Below are 20,477 nucleotides of genomic sequence, written 5' to 3'. Positions count from 1 at the left end.
TTTATTGATTGGCACCCCATGCGCTGCAGCGCGTTGCCGAGGATGAGTAGATGAGAGTTGAATACAAAGAAGACACGGCCTTGCATATCCTGGTGGTCGAGGACGATGAAGGGGTGAACAGGCTGGTCCGGAAACAGCTGGCCAGGGCGGGATATACGGTCCAGGGCGTGACGACCGGCCGGGCGGCTCTGGAGAGAGTGGAGAAGATCGATGCCCATGATCTATTCCTGGTTCTCCTGGACCAGAAGCTGCCGGATATGGATGGCAGTCAGCTCGTCCATGCCATCCATGGTCGAGCAGGGTCGTGAGGTTCCGTTTATCGTCATGACCGGACAGGGAAGTGAACGACTTGCCGTGGATATGATGAAACTGGGAGCCAGGGATTATGTGGTCAAAGGAGTTGATTTCCTGGACCTGCTCCCTTCGGTCGTAGATCGCGTTGCCCGCGAGATACGAGGCCAGGCTCGATTGGATCGTGTCCAAAGGTCGCTTAATGAGACCGAGGACAGGTACCGGTCCATCCTTCAGACAGCCATGGATGGTTTCTGGTTGGTGGATTCCCAGAGGAGGATTCTTCAGGTCAATGCCTCCTATTGTCGGATGTCGGGGTTTGCCGAAGACGAGCTGCTGGGAATGCACATCAGTGATCTCGATGTTTGCGAAGATTCCAGGAAGTTTGAAACGCATATGCGCACGGTTGTCGAAAAGGGTGAAGACCGGTTTGTAACCCTGCATCGCCGCAAGGACGGTTTCACCTTTGATGTGGAGATCAGCGCCCAGTACCGACCCGAAGACCAGGGAGGATTCATCGCCTTTATCAGGGATATCAGCGAACAGGTCAAAGCCGAACGCGCCCTGCGCCGGAGCGAAGGCGAGAAGAGACTCATCCTGGAAAGCATCTCGAACGTGGTTGCTTTTTACGATTCCCCTGAACTGAATGTCGTCTGGACCAACCGGGAAGCCGGGAACTCCGTGGGGAGCAGCCCTGCCAACCTGATCGGCAAAAAATGTCATCTGATTTGGGCTGACAGTGACGTTCCCTGTGACGGTTGTCCGGTGCTCCAGGCCTTTAAAACGGGCAGAAAGACCCACCATGAGCAGACCAACCCTGATGGTCGGATCTGGTCTATTTCGGCCTATCCGGCATTCAACGAATTCGGGCTGCTCAAGGGGGTGGTCGAGGTTGCCGTGGAGATCACCCAGGCCAGGACAAATGAGGAGTCGTTGCGCAGGGCCCTGGATCGGATTACCTTTCTGGTGCAGAATTCTCCACTGGCATTCATTGAATGGGACTCCGGCAACAGGATCGCTGCCTGGTCCGAACGGGCCGAGGCCATCTTCGGATGGAGCGAAACCGAGGCTGTGGGCAAGACCTGGCGTGATTTGGGGTTGATTCCCCACGAGGACCTCCCGGAGGTCGAGACGAAAATCAAGGAGATGCTTTTCGAGGACAGCCAGCGCAATATCATCCGCAATCGCAATCTCACCAGGGATGGCCGCACCATCCATTGTGTTTGGTACAACTCCGCACTCAAGGATGCTCACGGCAACGTGGTGACCATTCTTTCCCAGGTGGAAGACGTTACCGTGCAAAAACAGACTGAAAAGGAAAACAAACAGCTCGAAATGCAGGTCAGGCAGGCCCAGAAGCTGGAATCCGTCGGCCGGTTGGCCGGAGGAGTTGCCCATGATCTGAACAATCTGCTTTCCCCCATCCTCGGCTATGCCGAGATCGTTCTGGATGATACCGCTCCAAACGATCCCCGGTATGCATCCGTGGAACAAATCATTGGCGCTGGAGAACGGGCCAGAGAACTGGTCCATCAACTTCTGGCCTTCAGTCGCAAGCACGCATTGCAATTTGTCCCCGTGAATCTGAATGATCTCCTGGAGCGTTTTTTGCGACTGCTCGTTCGGACCATTCGAGAAGATATCGACATCGAGCTGGATCTCTTTTCTGATCTCCCAAGCATCAACGCGGATATGGGCCATCTGGAACAGGTGATCATGAATCTGGCGGTCAACGCCCAGGATGCCATGCCCTCAGGAGGACGCCTGGTGTTGAAGACCGATCTGGCCATTCTCGACAATGATGATGCAGCTGGACTTTATGGGGTTGATACCGGGCAGTATGTTCTTCTGGAAATCACGGATACCGGTGAAGGTATGGACTCGTCGGTCCGGGATCATATCTTCGAGCCCTTTTTCACGACCAAGGTCCAGGACAAGGGAACCGGGCTGGGACTGGCCATGGTGTACGGTATCGTCAAGCAGCATAGTGGAAGCATCCGGGTTCAGAGCAGGCCCGGGCAGGGAGCCTCCTTTTTCATTCTTTTTCCGGTCAGTGAGCAGGACACAAAGGGTCCGGCGCAGAAAGCCATTTGTCCATCAAGGGATTCGGTCAGATCGATGGATACACAGAAAACCGTTCTTCTGGTCGAGGACAATGAGCAGGTTCGGGCGCTTGTGGAGAGCATTCTGTCACGGGAAGGCATGCAGCTTCTTGTGGCTGATGACGGCCTGGCCGGCCGCGAACTTTTCGCAAGCCATCAGGGGCGGGTGGACCTTCTGCTCACGGATGTGATCATGCCCGGGCTGAACGGCAGGGAGTTGTATGACGAATTGGTGAACCTCCAGCCCGATCTGAAGGCCATTTTCATGTCCGGGTACACCGACGATGTCATTGGCCCACAGGGGGTCTTGGAGGAGGGGATCCATTTTCTGCAAAAACCCTTCTCCATCCTGACCTTGAAGAAGTTGGTCCATGATGTCCTGGAAGATACGGGAGAGCAGGGGCATCAAGCAGGAACGACTCCGGGGAGTTCATCATGATGGTCTCTTTGCCCCTGGGCAGGTTTGTTGGAGAGGGTGGCGCCCTGACCACCGCGATGATACCGCGAGGCAGAGAGGATGAGGGTCCATGCTCACGTTGACTGCCGAAGTGGGTGGGACGCTGATCCGCATGCGGGTGCTTACTCTGGGGGAGGATCTGTGTGTGGCGGTCTCTGGAGGGGATAGGGAGCACATCGGTGCCGTTGCCCTGGCCGAGCCGAGGCCGAGTTTGCGGGACAGGGACGTGGTCAGCGCGACCGTTTCCGTGCTGGCGGTGACCGGGCACAAGGAGGATGAACTGGCCCGGGATGTGGCGAGGGACATGGCCGCAGGGCTGAATGTCCGTGTCTGCGTGACGTGCGGCATCCATGTGGATGAGGCCGGGCCTGTCCAGATTCAGGAAATTATCGAGGCGGTGGGTTCCCTGACCCGGGAGATGATCAGGTCCCTGCAGGGGAAGACAGACTGAACCCCATGGCTGGCGAACGGAGAGTCAAACCGACCAAAACGGGGCAGACCAGCCATGATGTTCCAGGTACCTGGATGCGAACAAACGCGCCTGGACGAAACCAAACATGTTTTTCACGAGGGCTCTCAGAACCGTTTTTCTCAACCCTTGGTCGGATCGACCTCGGTTTGGGCCTTCATGATCCTGTTTTCAGGAAAAGGTGTTCCTATTTCCTGGGCCAGAAGCGAGGCCTCTTCCCTGAATCGCTCCATTTCCTGCGCCGGGACCGGATTGGTCGGGGGTGATTTCATGTTCAGGGGATTGATATACGACCCGTGTCTTTTGACCCTGAAATCCAGGTGCGGCCCCGTGGAATAGCCCGAACTTCCCACATAGCCGATCACCTCGCCCTGTTTGACCTGTTTGCCCTTGCGGATGGACTTCCCAAATCGGCTCATGTGATTGTACACGGTTTCGTAGCCTCTGGGATGACGGATTTTGACGTATCGGCCGGCAGCCTTGTCATACGCCTTGGCTATGACCACCCCGTCTCCAATGGTTCGTATGGGTGTTCCGATGGGAGCCGCATAATCCACCCCATGATGGGGTCGCCACCGTTTCAGGATGGGATGGAACCGCCGGTTGGAATATCCTGAAGAGATGCGGGTGAACGACAGGGGGGCCTTTAAAAAGGCCTTGCGCATGGACTGGCCCTTTTCATCGAAATACGAGGTTCTGTCCTTGGCATCCGTGTATCTGAAGGCCTTGAACGTCCTGTCCCGGTTTTGGAAATCCAAAGCCAGTATATGACCGTATCCCGCCGGCTTTTCTTTACGGAATCGTTTTTCCACCAAAATCTTGAACCTGTCACCCTGCCGGATATCCTTGCCAAAATCCACATCCCATCCAAGAATGTCCTCCATCATCACGGCCAGACCCGGTCCTTCGCCCAGTTTGTCCAACGACAAGGAGAGACTCGAGTCGATACTTCCCTCCACGATTTCCCGCTTGATCTCATAGACGATATCCTGCTTTACAGCGGAAAAACCGTTCTCGTCGCGGCTGACCAGGAGTTTGGCGTTGGCATCGATTTCGTATTCAAAACCGGTCAGATTATCGTTTTTCAGAACCAGGGTATAGGGCTGTCCCGGACGGATGCCGGAGAGGGGGAAAACAGGTTCACAGACCTGACCCAGTTCGAGAATCTCGGGAGGGGTCAGATAGGTTCCTAGGATACCGCTTATGGTATCGCCTTTGCAAATCTCCGCGGTCATTCTTGCGGGTTCCTGGATGACGGGAACCGTAACGGGGACGGGTTTTTCAGATTCTGGTTGTGATGACTCATTGAGAGGAGAAAGGTCAGACCGGGAAGACAGCTTCGAGGGATTGGGGGAGGAAAACGGTGTGGTTTCACCGGATTGCTGGGTGAAAAACAGGAAATAGAGCATCGCTCCCATCCCAAGGAGAACCATGGGAAGGACAAGGATCCGTTTGGTGTTTCGTTTCGGAGGATTGAGGTATCGGTTGTAACTGTTTCTTTTTTTGAACATGATGTGTTTGTAACTGTAAAAATGATAGTTGGGCTTTAGAACGTTAGTCCATGAAAAGCAAGCCAGGCACTGATCCCGTGTCAGACCGGAGGCGGTCCTTGGATGGCGGATCTACAGATCCTGGTCCGGACAGGCGTGTTTCCAGGGAGTGCTTTCCGGGTGCCTCAAGAGTTCGTGGCAAAAGGGTTCACTCAAGGGATGCGAGAACAAAAATCCCTGGGCCTGGTCGCAGCCCAGGTTCTTCAGGATCTCGTATTGTTTCCAGGTTTCGATTCCTTCGGCAATGACGTTAAGACGCAGACTGTTGCCAAGAATGACAATGGCCCGGACGATTTCCAGACTTTCTTCGTCCTTTTGGATCGCGGCCACAAAGGATCTGTCGATCTTGATGGTATCCGAGGGAAAGTTGTGCAGATAGGAGAGGGACGAGTATCCCGTCCCAAAATCGTCCAGGGCGATCCCCACCCCCAGTCCCTTGATCTGCTTGAGCATGACCAGGGCCGATTTGGGCGCTTCCATGATCGCGGTTTCCGTGATCTCGAGGTTCAGGTCCGAGGGCTGGATGCCGGTCGTCTCCATGATCTCCCTGATCTTTTTGGGAAGTCCGGACATGTTCAATTGCTTGGCCGAAAGGTTCACGGCCATGGTCACGTGGGCTGATCCGGGGACTTCCCGGTGCCACCGGCCAAGGGTCGCACAGGCCTGTTCCATGACCCAGAGCCCGATCTCCCGGATCATTCCGGTGTCCTCGGCAACCGGGATGAACTGAACAGGGGAGATGATGCCCCGTGCGGGATGGCGCCAGCGGAGCAGGGCCTCGAATCCCTGCACCTCTCGGGTCATGAAATCGACCACGGGCTGGTATTCCAGAAAGAATTCGTTTTTTTCCAGGGCGTGGCGCAGGTCCTGTTCAAGGCTCATGGTCATCATGCTCTGCCGGTGCATGCTCATGCTGAACACCCGAACCTTGCCGGGCCCCATGCTCTTGGCCTGATACATGGCCGTGTCCGCGTCCCGGATCAGATCTTCCACGGTCTGGTAGGAATCCGTTTTCAGGATGAGTCCGATACTCGAATCGACCTGGATGTCATATCCCTTGGTTTTAAAGGGCATCCGGATGATTTCCTGGATTTTTTTGATCTTGTGGATGAGTTTGTGGGAGGCCCCGGTTTCCTCGAACAGAATGGCGAATTCATCCCCGCCCAGACGGGCCAGGGTGTCGATGGCTCGGAGTTCCTGATGGATTCTTGAGGCTATGTCCCGCAAAAGCTCATCGCCCACGAGATGACCGTGACAGTCGTTGACGAATTTGAACCGGTCCAGATCGATCATGGCCAGGGCAAAGTGGTAGCTCTTGTTTCTCTGCGTCCGGCGCAGGGCCCGGCCGACCCGCTCCCGCAGGAGAATCCGGTTGGGCAGGCGGGTCAGGGAATCGTGCATGGCCAGATGGGAAAGGAGTTTTTCATTGGCCTTGCGTTCAATGGCCAGGGCGATCTGCGAGGAGACCGCTTCGAGAATCTGGATGTCCTGGGAGGTGTCGTGGTCGGGCCAGGAATAATGCTGCACGGCCATGGCCCCTACCACCTTGTCCCTGAATTTGAGAGGAACCCCGATCCAGATCTTGGCGGGCTCACCGATGCACTGGGTGGCTCTATGCTCTTCCTCGGTCAGGACCATGGTTCTTCCAGCCTTGATGACTTTGACCGTGGCACCCCGCGGACTGGTACTGAAGTGCTCAAGTTCCTTGAAGTCCTGTTGTTTTTCATCCCGGAAATACGGGAAGACAATCTTGTCGTTTTCCTCGTCCAGCAGGGCGATATAGAAATTCTTGGCCTCAATGGAGGTGAGCAGGATTTTGTGGATGGTGGCGTACAATTCATCCAGATCAATGGTGGTGTTGATGGCATTGGCTATCTGCAGGAGCATGCTGGAGATATTTTCCGCATGTTTGCGGCCGGTAATGTCCGTACACGTGCCGGCCATACGCATGGCCCGGCCCTGGTCGTCCCTGAGCACGGCCCCCTTGATGTAGATCCAGCGGATGGACCCGTCCTTGTGCTGCATCCGGTATTCTTCGGTGAAATTGTTCGCCCTGTCCCGTATCAACCGACCGAAGTCGTCGAAGATCTTTTCGCAATCCCCCTTGTGAATGTGCCTGGCCCATTCCCAGAGATTGTTGGCGATTTCGTGATCCGCGAATCCCAGGGATTCTTTCATCTGGGGTGAGAGATACAGGGAGTCGTCACTCAGATCCCAGTCCCAGATACCGTCCTTGGCGCCCCGTATGGCCAGATCGTAGCGTTCCTGGGCCCGATCCAGGGCCTCGGAGGTCTGTTTGTGCCGCTCGATCTCTTTCCGGAGTTCGTCGTTGGTCGAGCGCTGTTCCTCGGTGCGGATGGCGACCATTTCCTCGAGGTGGTCCCGGTACATGGTCAGTTCGGTTTCCCGGATTTTGTTCGTGGTGTTGTCCCGGCCGAGCCAGAGCAATCGGGGGGCGGCCTCCGTGGAGCCGGGCAAGAGCATGCATGTGGCCACGAACCAGTGCTCCGTGAGGGAATCGGCACAGGTCATGGGGAATTCGAGGCTTTGGGAGACCTGCTCGTCCAGGGTTCGCCGGATCATTTCCGGGAGAAGATCACCTATCTCGGGGGGGAGCAGAACCGCAATACTGCGCCCCTGGAGCTGCGTCTCTGCCGGGTCGAGATTCGGGTTAAGGGCCAGGATGTCCTGGCAGATCCCTTTTCGGTCGAGGACAACGGCCATGTCAAAGGCAGAACCCTTGATGGCTGGATGTTCCGGGGGGAACAGATGCTGGGGAGTATCCATGAATCGATCCTTAAAACAACAAAAGGACGCTGTCTTTTAAGAGGGAGAGGCCAAGCGCTCAATCGGCGCCTCGCTCTGGATCCCGAACCGGCGCGGTAGGGGACTCAGGCGAGCAGCGAGGCGCAATCACGCGGGTCGCCCTGGAGTTTGTCCAGGGTATGGCCGATGGCCGGAAGAATGGCGGCCATGTTTTCCCGGACCGCCTTGGGGCTTCCCGGAAGATTGATAATCAGGGAGGATCCCAGCGTGCCAGCGACGGCCCTGGAGATCACGCCCATGGGTGTCTTGGCCAGGGAGGCGGCTGTCATGGCCTGTTCAAAACCTGGAAGGCGTTTGTCAATCACGCTCAAGGTGGTTTCCGGGGTGATGTCCCGGGGGCCGACGCCTGTGCCGCCGGTGGTCAGAATAAGATCAAACCCCTGGAACAGGGCCAGATCTGTGAGCAACGACCTGAGGCGGGGCTCGGAATCCGGGATCAAAAAGCCGCGGCAGAGAGAAAGTTCCATGCGTTCCCTCACCTGAGTCTCGATGAGCGGACCGCTTGCGTCGTCCCGTTCTCCCCGTGAACCCTTGTCGCTCAGGGTGATCCAGGCCAGGGAGCGGCCCCGGGGAAGCCAGTGCAGGTCAGCACCCTCTTCAGGCAGGGTCTGCCCCATCTGCTGCATGATCCAGGCCGCTGTGGCCCGGCCGTCATCCGTGGGATTCCATATCCGGGCCACGGCTTGAAGCATGGGAGACCCGTCCTGACCGAGAAGATCGCCCGCCCGCATGCGGTGTATTTCGCGGGTGCCCAGAAGAGTCGTTGCGAACAGCCCGCCGGGCTCGTCAGCAAGGAGCAGGTGCTGGGCCGTGGTCGAAGGTTCCAAAAATGTTGTTTTCATAACCGCTTCAATACGTTGAGATTATGCCAGGAGCACGGCCAGAATGCCGGTGAGAAAGATGCCGTCAAAGGTTCCTGCCCCCCCGATGGAGAGCATGGGCGCCTGGAGGCGGGCTATACTCTTGTCACTCATCAGATGGAGGATGTCCGCCCCAAACAGAGTTCCCAGGCTTCCGGCCACATAGGCCACCTGTGCCTCCTGCCCCTGGGGGGCCAGGACCCAGGTGGCAATGACGGTCAAAAGCGGGGGAATCAGAAAGGGGATACCGATGCCCAGACCGGGAACGGGGCGGGCCAGTTTGTACACGGCCAAAGTGACGACGCCGAAGGCCAGGGCCATGCCCAGGGAAGGGCCGAGCTGGATCAGAAAATACAGGGACAAAAAACAGGGGATCACCCCGCCCCCGAAATTGATGGCGATGACCTGTTCCGTAACCTCGGCCATGGGGCGTATACTGTATTTGCGATACTGCCTCCAGATGCCGTGAAAGTCCATCTCCAGAACCCCGTTTTCAGGCTTGACAGGCAGGGGCCGCCGATAGATCGGGAGATTCACGGCACTTCCCAGAAGGGAGCCCACAAGGAGGAGGAAAACCTGGCCCGAGGACAGTCCGAGTTTGGCAAAGGCCACGGAAATGGCCCCGATCTGGATGAAGGCGAAGAGAAAGATGATCAGAATGATGAACAGGATGAACATCAGCAGGGCAAAGGGAAGAAAAAAGAGTGGGTTCATGACATACCTGTGTGCGTTGCATGTTTGCATGTTACAAGGTAGTCAGCCGTCTAGCAGATGGCTCGGTTATTGTCATTACTCTGGAAGTTGTCTCGTTGCATTGAAAATGAGTGATCCCGCAAGGAGTTCTGACTGGCAGAGAATATTTCCGGACGCGTATGGAGAGTGCTCTCGCTATGCAAAATGGGGTCTGGAGAGGCTCGTTGAACCGGTCCGGACCTCGTAAACACAATGGATTCGATCGCATGAAAGGAATCATTCTGGCCGGCGGTTCCGGCACACGGCTGTATCCCCTGACATTGTCGGTAAGCAAGCAATTGCTCCCGGTGTATGACAAGCCCATGATTTACTATCCCCTGTCAGTGCTTCTGCTCGCAGGGATCCGGGATATTCTGATTATCTCCACTCCAAGGGATATTGGATTGTTCAGGGAGCTTCTGGGCGACGGGTCTTCCCTGGGAATTTCTCTTCGCTATAAGGAGCAGCCCGAACCCGAGGGTTTGGCCCAGGCCTTTGTTCTTGGCGAGGAATTCATCGGCGATGACAATGTCTGCCTCGTTCTTGGGGACAACATTCTCTACGGGGATGAGCTTTCAAGCATTCTGCGCGAGAGTTCCCGCCTCGACAAGGGCGGGATCATCTTTGGATATCCGGTCAAGGATCCCACCCGATACGGAGTGGTGGAATTCGACAAAGAGGGTACCGTGCTGGGGATCGAGGAAAAACCCGAGCGTCCCAAGTCCAAGTACGCGGTTCCTGGGATCTATTTTTACGACAATCAGGTTGTGTCCATTGCCAAGGAACTCAAGCCCTCTGCCCGGGGGGAACTCGAGATCACCGATGTGAACAAGGTCTACCTCGAGCGCGGCGAACTCACCGTCCGGCTTCTCGGGCGCGGTTTTGCCTGGCTCGATGCCGGAACCCACGAATCCCTCCAGCAGGCAGGCACCTTTGTCCAGGCCATTCAGAATCGCCAGGGATTTCGTATCGCCTGCATCGAGGAGATCGCCTTGAGCAAGGGATATATTGACGCAGCCCAGCTCGAGATTCTGGCCGGAAGGTATAAAAACGATTACGGGACCTATCTCCGTGAGCTCGTCGGACAACGCGGCTAGGCAGGTTTTCGGGCAGGGCAGGTGGGTTCTCATCCCAATGCCAGAAATCGCAGGGCAAACCGGCCCTGAGAACAAATCGGCCGTGGATTTCCGTTAAAAAAGACTTGAAATTCTCAGGGACTTTCTCTAGGAGGTCTTTTCCGTCATACAGGCCCACGTAGCTCAGCAGGTAGAGCACTTCCTTGGTAAGGAAGAGGTCACCGGTTCAAGTCCGGTCGTGGGCTCCAGAAAATCATTCAAGGGGCTTCCAGCACTATGCTGGGAGCCCCTTGTGCGTTGCGGGGGTATTGCATCAATACTTCACTCCGAGATAGTGGTGGGCAGATGGTTTGATGGATGCGACGAATTGCAGTTCGAACCGGTTTGTTCTTATCTCTTTCCCACGAGTTTTGTCCATGCAATCCAGAAAATCAGGGCCATGCCGCCCACGATCACGTTCATGATTCCCATGACGGCGATGGGATTCTTCCAGTCCAGGGAGATGAGCCAGATGGCCATGGATCCGGTGAGAAAATAGAGAAAGATCATCAGCGAGGAGGCCGTGCCGGTGTCCCGGTCCACCTGCGCCAGGATGAGATGGTTGGAGATCGGCCGGGAGAGGGAGAAGCAGAAGGAAACACACCACATGGGCAGGGCCAGACGCCATGGGGTGGTGTTCCATTCCACGACCATCCAGGCTCCGGCGCAGAGAATGCCCAGCGCAGCGAAGCGCATGATCTGGGTTGCGCTGAAGGTTCCGGCAAAACGGGTCAAAAGCAGCGGGGCCAGAATCAGGGCCGTGCCGTTGAAGGCGAAGAAATAGCCATAGGTGGTTTCGTTCACCCCGAATCCGGCGATGTACATGGAGGCTGACCCGGCGATAAAGGAGAACATGGAAAAGGACATCAGGGCCACGGCCAGGGTCAGGAAGAGGTAGCGCCGGTTGCGCAGCAGGATTGCGTACTTGCCGATCAATTCCCTGACCCCTGTTCGGGACGGCTCCCGAAGGGTTTCAGACATGCGGGCGATACCGATCATGGCGATCACCCCGCAGCAGGCCTGGAAGATGAAGATCCACTCCCAGGTGAACCACCTGAGCACCAGCCCGCCCAGGGTCGGGGCGAGCATGGGGGCGATGCCGATGATCACCCCCAGATAGGCGAAGACTTTTTCCTGCTGGATGCCTTCGTAGAGGTCCTTGGTGATGGCCAGGGTGAGGGCGTTCCCTGCTGCGGCCCCGGCCCCCTGAAGGATTCTGGCCGCTATGAGCCACTTGATCCCCGGGGAGAGGGCACAGAGCAGACTGGCGACGATGTATAGGCTGAGACTGACCAGCAGCGGCCGTTTGCGCCCGAACCGATCCGACAAGGGACCGTAGACCAGGAGAAAAAGGCAGTAGGTGGCAAAAAAGGCGACCAGGGTCAGGTTGATGATCACCAGCGGCTGGTTCCAGATTCTCTGGAGTTCGGGCACCGCGGGCAGATACATGTCCGTGGAGATGGGAGAGAGGGCGGTGATGAAGGCCAGAAGAAAAACAATGCGATCCATGAAAATGGTGCTCGTGGGGGTTGAGGGGGCCGGTCAAAAAAATGGGGCACGGCCGCGCCGTGCCCCTGCGAGATAAAAAGTTGCAGCATTACCCGTATCTGCCGAACAAGGGCATGCTGTAGCACCCCTCCCTAGTTCAGGGAGGGGCTGGGGGAGGGTTTCAGACTGTTAGCGGAAAGGACCGATTATACGACCCGCCCCTAACCCCGCCCTGACCAGGGCGGGGGACTCATTTGTGGGACATTCGGATGTGTCTTCCTTGATGCGGATTTGAAATCACCACAATCCTAGGGGCGCGGCGCGCCGTGCCCTTTGTGAGGGTATGCAGATCCTTATGTATGTCCAGATTTATTGTTGGGCGTACGATTCCCATCCCCCGCCCATGGCCTTGTACAGGGAGATCAGGTTGGTGGTCACTGCCCCTTTGCTCGTTGCCAGCTGATCTTCATAGGTCAGCTGGGAGCGCTGGGCGTCAAGAACATCGGTGAAATCCACCAGGCCGGCCTTGTACTTGTCCTTGGCCAGAAACACGGCTCGTTTGGCCGCCTTGGTCGCCTCTTCCAGGGCCTGTCGGCGAAGCTGTTCCTGGGCATAGTTTTCCATGGCGTTCTGAACCTCCTGCAGGGCAGAAAGCACGGCCATCCGGTATCGGGTCAGAAACTGCTCCTGGAGGGCGTTTTGGACTTCGATGTTTCTGCGGATCGATCCGGCATCAAACAGGGGCCAGGAGATGGATGGTCCCAGGCTGTAGGTCTTGCTGTTGCCGGTCTCGAAGAAATTGCCCGTTGACAGAGATTCCAGGCCGATGGATCCGGCCAGAGTGAATTTTGGATAAAGATCGGCCGTGGCCATGCCGATGCGTGCGGTCTGGGCGGCGAGGTTGCGTTCAGCCACCCTGATATCGGGTCTGCGGCGCAGGCTGTCCGCCGGGACGCCCACGGCAATGGCAACCGGCGGCGCAGGGATGGGAGCAAAGGTCACAAGCTCTGCATGCACCGCACCGGGTTCTTCGCCCAGAAGCACGGCCAGCCGGTTCTTGGCCGTTTCCAGCCCCGCCTCCAGTCTGGGAATCTGGGAGCGCGTGTTTTCCAGGATGTACCGGGCCTGCTGGACCGTGAGTTCATCAGACAATCCGGCCCGGTAGCGGGAGTCAATGAGTTCATAGGTGGATTTTTGGGCCGCGAGGTTTTCCCGGGCCGCCTGGAGCCGGTTCTGGAAGGTTCGGACCTCGACATATCCGGCAGCCACCTCCCCGAGCAGGGTGACGATGACGTCGCCCAGACCCTCTTCACTTGCCGTGAGCTCGGCGTCGGCCGCCTCGATACTCCGGGCCACCCCGCCGAAGATGTCCACTTCCCATCCGGCGTCGAATCCGGCTCGGTACAGATCTGTTTCCCTGCCGGTACCGCCGGCGTTTTTACTCGATTTGGACTTGTTCATGGATGCAGAGGTATTCACATCGGGATAGAGATCCGCAGCGGTGAGCCCCCTCCGTGCCCGGGCCTCCCAAACCCGTGCCCGAGCCTCTCTGATGGTCAGACTGCCGTTGACTGCCCGTTCCATGAGAGTGTCCAATTGGGGATCATTCAGGGTTTTCCACCATTCGGCCAGGATCTTGGGATCTGTGGGTTCCGGGGTGATTCCCTTGGTGAGTTCTCCGTTCCAGGTTTCTGGCGCATTCAGATCCGGGGCCAGATAATCCGGGCCCACTTTGACACATCCAGATGCCAGAAAGAGGACCAGGACAAGGGAGATGAGAACGACGGGTATCCCTTGTCGTAGGTTGTAACAGGGCTGTGTATGCATATCCGTCTCCGGCTTATTCATTTTCGGGTTGCAGGTTGCGTTTGATTCCCTTGCGCCAGTCAGACAGGCGTTCCCGTGAGCTCTGGAACATGGCGTAGAGAGAAGGGATGAGGAAAATGCCCACCAGGGTTGCGGCCATCATCCCCCAAAACACGGTTATACCGATGGACTGTCTGCTTCTGGCGCCCGCACCCGTGGCCACGACCAGGGGAAACACCCCCAGAATGAAGGAGAAGGCCGTCATGAGCACGGCCCGGAAACGTATACGTGCCCCGGTCACGGCCGCCTGAAGGACGGATAGGCCCTTGGCCCGCTCCTCTTTGGCGAATTCCACGATCAAAATGGCGTTTTTGCTTGCCAGACCGACCAGAAGGACCAGTCCGATCTGGGCATAGATGGACAGGGTCTCTCCGGAAAGTATGAGACCAAGCACTGCCCCGAGTCCGGCCACGGATACGGAGATCATGACCGGCAGGGGAATGGTCCAGCTTTCGTACTGGGCAACCAGGAAGAGGTAGGCAAAAAGCAGGGCCAGGGCGATGAGAATGGGTGCCTCGCCGCTGGTCTGCTGTTCCTGAAAGCTCAGTCCGGACCAGTCGAAACTGTAGCCTGCGGGCATGACCTTTTCGGCCACCCTGGTCATGGCGTCCATGGCCTGGCCGGAACTGAAGCCCATGGCTGCGGAGCCGGTGAGTTTGGTGGAGGCGAACATGTTGTACCGATCCACCTGCTGCGGGCCGAGGACGGTGGAGATGGTGGCCAGACTGGACAGAGGGATCATCTTTCCCGTGGACGAGCGGACATGCAGCTTGCTGATGTCGGAAATGTCGTCACGGAATTCCGTATCGGCCTGGACCTTGACCTGGTAGGTCTTGCTCCCGAGGTTGAAGTCGTTCACATAGCTCGACCCGAGCTGGGACTGGAGGGTGGAGAAGACGGCGCTTACGGGAACGTCCATCATCTCTGCCTTGGTCCGGTCGAGATCGAGATAGAGCTGGGGCAGATTGGCCGTATAGGTGGAAAAGACCCGCTGGAGGACGGGATCCTGATTGGCCGCTCCCACCAGGGCGCGGGTCACCGAGGCCAGATCCTGGGCATTCTGATCGCCCAGGGCCTGAAGCCGGAAGTCGAATCCGCCGGAGATGCCCAGGCCGTGAATGGCTGGAGGGACAAAGGCGAAGATGGCTGCGGAGGGAATGGCTGCCACTTCTCCCTGCAATCTGCCCATAAGGGCGTCGAGCTGGGTTTCAGGCGAGGTCCGCTCTTCCCACGGCTTGAGGATGGCAAAGGCAAAGGCGGAGTTTTCATTGGGGCCGCTTATCAGGCTGTATCCCGCGACCGTCAGGGAGCTGTCCACCCCCGGGAGGGCATCGATCTTTTCCGCAACCCGGTCGGCCACGTTTTTGGTTCGTTCCAGGGATGCGGCTTCGGGAAGCTGGATGTCCAGGATGATGACCCCCTGGTCCTCTTCGGGGATGAAGCTTGTGGGAATATGGGTGAACGCGAAATACGAACCCGCAAAGATGGCCCCGAAAAGAAGAATGGTCACAAAAGAACGGCGAACCAGCCAGCCGGCCACAGCCACATATCCATTTCGGGAGACATTCAGGACGTTGGAAAACCAGGCCAGGGGACCATGCTTGACGGTCCGCACCGGCCGGAGAAGACGGGAGCACAGGGCCGGACTCAGTGTCAGGGCGTTGATCCCGGAGAGCAGAACCGCCGTGGAAATGGTGACAGCAAATTGACGATACAATTGACCGGTGATGCCGGGAAGGAAGCCGACCGGCACGAACACGGCCAAAAGAACCAGGGTCATGGCGACGATGGGCCCGGTGACCTGCTCCATGGCCTTGATGGCCGCGGCTTTGCTCCCGAGGCCGTCGTCCTGCATGATTCGCTGGACGTTTTCCACGACCACGATGGCGTCATCCACCACCAGCCCGATGGCCAGGATCAGGGCGAACAGGGTGATCGTGTTCACGCTGTATCCCAGGGCCAGGAGCACGCCAAAGGTTCCCACCAGGGAGACCGGAATGGTCAATGTGGGCACCAGGGTGGCCCGCCAGTCCTGGAGAAAGAGGTAGGTGACGAAGACGACCAGGATGAAGGTGATCAGCAGGGTGAAGATGATCTCGTCGATGGCGCTTTGAACGTATTTCGTGCTGTCGTAGGTCAGATCGTACTCGAAATCGTCGGGAAACCGCTCGGAAAGTCTGTCCAATTCATCGCGTACCGCCTCGATGGTGTCCAGGGAATTGGCCCCGGAGGAGCGGTAGACGCCCATGCCGATGGCCGGAGAACCGTTCATGGTACTCGAGGTGTTGTAATCCTTGGCCCCCAGCTCCACCCGGCCGATGTCCCTGACGCGAACGATGCCTCCCCGGGCATTGGATCGGACCACGATATTCTCGAATTCCTCCACGGTCTTCAACCGCCCCTTGGCCCGGACCAGGAAGCTGACCTGCTGGGAGGATGAACTCGGTGAACTCCCGATGGAGCCGGTCGCCGCCTGGACGTTCTGGTTCCTGATGGCCGCGATGACATCGTCGGCGGTCATTTTCAGGGCGGTCAGCCGTTCGGGATCCATCCAGACGCGCATGCTGTATTCCATCTCACCAAAGATGGTCACGTCACTGACCCCGTCGACGCGGGCGAGGGCGTTCTTGACGTAGTTGCTCACGTAGTTGCTCATGAAGAGCTTGTCCCGGGTCTTGTTCGGGGAGATGAAGTTGACCACGCCGAGCATGTCAGAGGACCGGGTCGCAACGGAAATACCCTGGCTCGTGACTTCCGGGGGGAGCTTGGACTGAGCCTGCTGGATACGGTTCTGGACATTGACCTGGGCCATGTCCGAATTCGTGCCCACGGAAAAGGTCACGGTCAGGTCATACCCGCCGTTGTTCGTGCATCTGGAGGACATGTAGATCATGTCTTCCACGCCGTTGATTTCCTCCTCGATGGGGGCGGCGATGGTGTCGGCCACGACCTCGGCACTGGCTCCGGGATAGGTGGCCGATACATGGATCTCGGGCGGGGTGATCTGCGGGAACTGGGCCACAGGGATGTTCAGCAAGGCCAGAGCACCCGCCAGGGTGATGACGATGGAGATGACCATGGCCAGACGGGGGCGTTCGATAAAAAGGCGGGAAATCATTCAGCAGGCCTCCCGATCGTGTCGGCGGTGACGACCTTGACCTCCTGGCCGGGGCCGATCTTCTGGACACCCTGGACAACGACCCGTTCGCCGGCCTGGATCCCGGAGGTCACTGCCCAATAGGTGCCTACAAATGGTCCGGTGACGATGTCATTACGCTGAACCTGGTTGTTTGCGTCAACCGTGTAGACGAACCGGCCCTTCTTGTCCTCCTGGACGGCGGCCTGGGGAACCACGGGCTGCATGTTTGCCTTTTTGGGGGAGTTCATCACGGTGACATAGGTGCCGGGGAGCAGGAGTTCGTCGGGGTTGGGAAATTCGGCCCGGATGGCAATGGTCCCGGTTGTGGGATCGACCTCGTTATCCACGAAGTCCAGGGTGCCGGTGTGGGAATATGTTGCTCCATTGGGCAGACGCAGACTGGGGATCAGGGCGGATTGGGTCTGGTCCCTGCGCTTTTTGTCCATCAGGGCGAGCTTCACGGTGACGAAGTCGTTCTCGCTCACGGAATAGACCACCCTGATGGGATCGGTCTGGACAATGCGGGCCAGGGATCCCGATGCCGGGCCGACCAGATTGCCCCTGGTGAAGTTGTTTTTGCCGATGCGGCCGGTAATGGGGGCTTCAATGGTTGTATAGTCCACGTCGATCTGGGCGATTCGTAGATTGGCCTCGGCCTGTTTGAGGGAGGCCTCGGCCTCGAGAACGCCGGCCTCGGCGGCATCCATGTCGGTTTGAGCCACGCTGGCCTCGGAGGTGGACTGGAGCCGGTCGAGATATTTGCGGGCATGGTTCAGGGTTGCTTCGGCCTTGGCCACCAGGGCCTTGCAGGCTTCGACCTGGGCCGTATAGGGAGCCTGTTCGATAAGATACAGCTGTTTGCCCCGGGTGACCATGTCGCCCTCATTGAAGCCTACGTGGTCGAGATATCCCTGGACGCGGGCGGTCAGGTCCACGGCCTGGATGGCCTCGACCCGGCCGACGTACTCCAGGGGAGGGGTAACGTTTTTGGCCTGAACGTTTTCGACCACCACGGCGACCATGGGCCTGGCGGCATCAGCTGGTGCTCCCTGGGCCGTGGATGCACAGACAAGGAGCATGAAAAAGAGCGCCCACAGGGTCCGGGCGCTTGGCGACTGGTGTGTATACGACATTGCTGAAGACTCCTTCACATGATGATATTGCGGCTTTACGCCGGAAATATGAGATGCTTTTTGACAAGGACCGGAAAAAGATTTAAAAAGGCATTTCAAATAGACGTTTGAAACAGGGGTTGTCAAGCCATGTCAGCGTGTAAAAAAGGGCAGAAGACCAAAGAGCGCATCCTGGAGGTCGCTGCCGATCTCTTTGCCACCCAGGGATTTCACAAGACCACGGTGGAGGAAATTTCCAAGAAGGCCAAATGCAACATCGCGGCCATCAACTATCATTTCGGGGGCAAGGCCAATCTGTATACCGAGACGTGGCGATATATCCACCACCTCTGTCAGCCGTTCTATGCGTCCCACCAGCCCGCTTCGGATCTGCCGGCCGAAGAGCGGCTTCGAGGATATATTTTTTTCCTTTTGAAGATCCTGAGCAACGAGGATGAATTGGAGAAGCTGCACATGCTCAATCATCGCGAATTCATCAGCCCCACCGGGCTGGTGGACGATCTCTGGCGCGAGATGCGGGAGCCTCTTCAGCGCAAACTCCAAGCGGCGATCAAAGAGATCATGGGGCCACAAGCGGGTCACAAGGATGTCGAGTTCTGCGAGAAGATGGTTGTCGACATGTGCCGGGGCGTTCTGCTTCCCAACAGGAGGCATGACCAGCATTTTTTCGAGGGGCTGGAACTCACGGATGAAGAGTTGGAGCGTATGGCTGATAGATACATCCGTTTCTGTCTGCCGGGGATCAGATCGTTCTGTGCAGGATGAGACAGGCGCGAGGCGGGGCTCTGAAAAGCTATGTGTCGCCCGATGCATGTGCAAAATATTATGGTGAACAAGACAACCCTCATAGATACCCTGGAAAAAAAGATCAAGAAGATCGCCGTGGGAACGTGTCTGGATGTCAGGTCCTATAAGCGCAATCGGAAGATTCTGGTGATCAAGTCTGCCGAGGACGAGCTTCAGATTATCGAGAAGGGGTTTGATTCCGGGGAATATATCGTACCGGTGGCTGAATTCAAAAGAGTGATGAAGAAACTGGTCAAGCGGGAATTCCCCAGGAGTACTCAAATCCGTATCTATGTAGAAGAGAATTGGTCCGGGAAAGACACGGCCCGGCGCAAGACGCTCTGATACGCATGATGGTGTATTGTTGCCATCCCTGCTGGGCGAACATCGAACTCAACGCATTGAAAAAGGCCTGGGAGCAATGAGCTTCCAGGCCTTGAATGTCTTGGTAGCGGGGACCGGATTTGAACCGATGACCTTCGGGTTATGAGCCCGACGAGCTACCATACTGCTCCACCCCGCAACGCGTGAACAGCTTATTTAGACATGGCTATCTCGAATGTCAACACCTTTTTCCGATAAAGCAGGGCGGATGGGTTATCATGGCCGGCCTATCCCGCTCGGGGCGATTTGACTGTCTGAGCAAGCCGGGCCCGCAAACAAAAATGTGCAAAAAAGGGGTCATTTTGGGCTTGTCTTTTGTTTCGATCTGTGATCAATCTTCCGCCCTTGCAGCTGGACACAGCTTCCATAAACAATGGCAGGTTTATGAGTTCACATGTCACTGTCGCACTTCTGGCCCTTGGGCTGGGTTTGCAATTGATATTTTTGGGTTTTTTGTTTTTTGACACGCATGCCGGGATTCAGGCGCATCGACGAGCTGCCGTATTTGCGTGCGCGGCCGGATTTTTGGGAACATGCATTATCGGCATCCTGGCGTTTATGCGTCAGGATGTGGTCTTGCTGGCCGGAGAGGTTCTCGCCATGCTCACGGGGGGTGTTCTGCTTTACAGAATGACCAGGAGCGAAATAAAGTCATCCCGTGATCGTGACGAGTTTTTCGTGTAGCGCCCGTACCCTCTGTCAGCTTGACGTCAATGCAAATCATGGATAAAAAAATAAGTTACTTTTTTATTTTCGAGGAGACAAGAATATGAAACGCACCTATCAACCAAGCAATACCAGGCGAAAAAGAACCCATGGCTTTTTGGTTCGCTCCGCGACCAAGAGCGGTCGGGCCATCCTTAAAAGAAGACGGGCCAAGGGGCGGAAGAGATTAGCCGTCTAGCTTTTCCCAAAACGTATCATCTTATCCGGCGGTCCCAGTTTGAGGCGTGTTACTCTCGGGGCCGTCGGTATTTTACGTCTCATTTCATCCTCTTTGTCCACCACCGGGAGGACAATGGTCCCTGGAGACTGGGCCTTGCCGTGAGCAAAAAAGTGGGCAACAGTGTCCAGCGTAACCGCATCAAGCGGGTTGTACGGGAGTTTTTTCGTCTCCATCAGGATCGTATCCCCTCCGGGATCGACTATGTGGTAATTCCCAAACGGAATGTTCGAGCCTTTGCACTTGTCTACGGACAGGTTGAAAAGGAACTGGGAACATTGATATCTTCTCAACTATCTGGCCGTGTTTTTCCATCCGCACCGGACGGCCTGTGAT

The 20,477-nt window shown here is 57.0% G+C and carries 17 protein-coding genes and 2 tRNA genes; 10 read left to right on the top strand and 9 right to left on the bottom strand.

The features are described from left to right. Positions 1 to 50 precede the first annotated feature (50 nt). The 3 genes from ACTVJH_RS02810 (at position 51) to lpdD (ending at position 3,301) form a co-directional block, all read left to right on the top strand. Positions 51 to 308, top strand: coding sequence for a response regulator (locus ACTVJH_RS02810; RefSeq protein WP_455987251.1), 258 nt, complete (start codon positions 51 to 53; stop codon positions 306 to 308). After that, a complete protein-coding gene (locus ACTVJH_RS02805; RefSeq protein WP_455987249.1) occupies positions 211 to 2,832 on the top strand; it encodes a PAS domain S-box protein in 2,622 nt (873 codons plus the stop codon). The genes ACTVJH_RS02810 and ACTVJH_RS02805 overlap by 98 nt, the downstream gene beginning before the upstream one ends. 88 nt (positions 2,833 to 2,920) lie before the next feature. Then, positions 2,921 to 3,301: a prenylated flavin chaperone LpdD gene (gene lpdD / locus ACTVJH_RS02800; protein WP_455987247.1), complete on the top strand. Its 381-nt coding sequence runs from the start codon at positions 2,921 to 2,923 to the stop codon at positions 3,299 to 3,301. Positions 3,302 to 3,441: 140 nt separating this feature from the next. Here the strand turns inward: lpdD and ACTVJH_RS02795 are convergent, their stop codons facing one another. From ACTVJH_RS02795 to ACTVJH_RS02780, 4 genes are all read right to left on the bottom strand, one after another. Further along, positions 3,442 to 4,830, bottom strand: coding sequence for a peptidoglycan DD-metalloendopeptidase family protein (locus ACTVJH_RS02795; RefSeq protein WP_455987245.1), 1,389 nt, complete (start codon positions 4,828 to 4,830; stop codon positions 3,442 to 3,444). A gap of 111 nt (positions 4,831 to 4,941) precedes the next feature. Next, positions 4,942 to 7,656: an EAL domain-containing protein gene (locus ACTVJH_RS02790; RefSeq protein WP_455987243.1), complete on the bottom strand. Its 2,715-nt coding sequence runs from the start codon at positions 7,654 to 7,656 to the stop codon at positions 4,942 to 4,944. A gap of 104 nt (positions 7,657 to 7,760) precedes the next feature. Further along, positions 7,761 to 8,537 (bottom strand): MogA/MoaB family molybdenum cofactor biosynthesis protein, encoded by a 777-nt coding sequence (locus ACTVJH_RS02785; RefSeq protein WP_455987241.1) that lies wholly within the window; start codon positions 8,535 to 8,537, stop codon positions 7,761 to 7,763. Between the two features lie 21 nt (positions 8,538 to 8,558). Beyond that, positions 8,559 to 9,269: a DUF1614 domain-containing protein gene (locus ACTVJH_RS02780; protein ID WP_455987239.1), complete on the bottom strand. Its 711-nt coding sequence runs from the start codon at positions 9,267 to 9,269 to the stop codon at positions 8,559 to 8,561. A gap of 245 nt (positions 9,270 to 9,514) precedes the next feature. Here ACTVJH_RS02780 and rfbA point away from each other — a divergent pair, with 245 nt between their 5' ends. Both rfbA and ACTVJH_RS02770 read left to right on the top strand, forming a co-directional pair. Next, positions 9,515 to 10,384 carry a glucose-1-phosphate thymidylyltransferase RfbA gene (gene rfbA / locus ACTVJH_RS02775; protein ID WP_455987237.1) on the top strand — a complete coding sequence of 290 codons (870 nt, stop codon included), beginning with the start codon at positions 9,515 to 9,517 and terminating at the stop codon, positions 10,382 to 10,384. Between the two features lie 151 nt (positions 10,385 to 10,535). Continuing rightward, positions 10,536 to 10,611 (top strand) — tRNA-Thr (locus ACTVJH_RS02770). A 142-nt stretch (positions 10,612 to 10,753) separates the two neighbouring features. On the opposite strand, the gene ACTVJH_RS02765 is transcribed toward ACTVJH_RS02770, so the two are convergent. The 4 genes from ACTVJH_RS02765 to ACTVJH_RS02750 form a co-directional block, all read right to left on the bottom strand. Further along, positions 10,754 to 11,911: a multidrug effflux MFS transporter gene (locus ACTVJH_RS02765; protein WP_455987235.1), complete on the bottom strand. Its 1,158-nt coding sequence runs from the start codon at positions 11,909 to 11,911 to the stop codon at positions 10,754 to 10,756. A 348-nt stretch (positions 11,912 to 12,259) separates the two neighbouring features. After that, a complete protein-coding gene (locus ACTVJH_RS02760) occupies positions 12,260 to 13,717 on the bottom strand; it encodes an efflux transporter outer membrane subunit (protein ID WP_455987233.1) in 1,458 nt (485 codons plus the stop codon). A gap of 13 nt (positions 13,718 to 13,730) precedes the next feature. Next, the gene (locus ACTVJH_RS02755; protein ID WP_455987231.1) at positions 13,731 to 16,874 is read right to left on the bottom strand and encodes an efflux RND transporter permease subunit; all 3,144 of its coding nucleotides are present in this window, start codon (positions 16,872 to 16,874) and stop codon (positions 13,731 to 13,733) included. After that, complete coding sequence (locus ACTVJH_RS02750) at positions 16,871 to 18,028, bottom strand: efflux RND transporter periplasmic adaptor subunit (protein ID WP_455987229.1); 1,158 nt, start codon at positions 18,026 to 18,028, stop codon at positions 16,871 to 16,873. The genes ACTVJH_RS02755 and ACTVJH_RS02750 overlap by 4 nt, the downstream gene beginning before the upstream one ends. A gap of 129 nt (positions 18,029 to 18,157) precedes the next feature. Between ACTVJH_RS02750 and ACTVJH_RS02745 the strand changes: the two genes are divergently transcribed. Both ACTVJH_RS02745 and ACTVJH_RS02740 read left to right on the top strand, forming a co-directional pair. Then, positions 18,158 to 18,793, top strand: a complete 636-nt coding sequence (locus tag ACTVJH_RS02745; protein ID WP_455987227.1) for a CerR family C-terminal domain-containing protein — start codon at positions 18,158 to 18,160, stop codon at positions 18,791 to 18,793. A 60-nt stretch (positions 18,794 to 18,853) separates the two neighbouring features. Further along, positions 18,854 to 19,159, top strand: coding sequence for a hypothetical protein (locus ACTVJH_RS02740; protein ID WP_455987225.1), 306 nt, complete (start codon positions 18,854 to 18,856; stop codon positions 19,157 to 19,159). A gap of 101 nt (positions 19,160 to 19,260) precedes the next feature. Here the strand turns inward: ACTVJH_RS02740 and ACTVJH_RS02735 are convergent. Beyond that, positions 19,261 to 19,337 (bottom strand) — tRNA-Met (locus tag ACTVJH_RS02735). Positions 19,338 to 19,582: 245 nt separating this feature from the next. Here ACTVJH_RS02735 and ACTVJH_RS02730 point away from each other — a divergent pair. The 3 genes from ACTVJH_RS02730 to rnpA all read left to right on the top strand — a co-directional run bounded on the left by ACTVJH_RS02730 (position 19,583) and on the right by rnpA (position 20,476). Then, on the top strand, positions 19,583 to 19,882 hold the full coding sequence (locus ACTVJH_RS02730; protein WP_455987223.1) for a hypothetical protein: 300 nt from the start codon (positions 19,583 to 19,585) through the stop codon (positions 19,880 to 19,882). An 85-nt stretch (positions 19,883 to 19,967) separates the two neighbouring features. Next, on the top strand, positions 19,968 to 20,102 hold the full coding sequence (rpmH, locus tag ACTVJH_RS02725; RefSeq protein WP_455987221.1) for a 50S ribosomal protein L34: 135 nt from the start codon (positions 19,968 to 19,970) through the stop codon (positions 20,100 to 20,102). Beyond that, complete coding sequence (gene rnpA, locus ACTVJH_RS02720; protein ID WP_455987418.1) at positions 20,090 to 20,476, top strand: ribonuclease P protein component; 387 nt, start codon at positions 20,090 to 20,092, stop codon at positions 20,474 to 20,476. The genes rpmH and rnpA overlap by 13 nt, the downstream gene beginning before the upstream one ends. Position 20,477 lies beyond the last annotated feature (1 nt).

This window comes from Desulfoplanes sp. PS50 (assembly GCF_053851535.1).
This window is presented reverse-complemented; position numbering and strand designations above follow the sequence as displayed.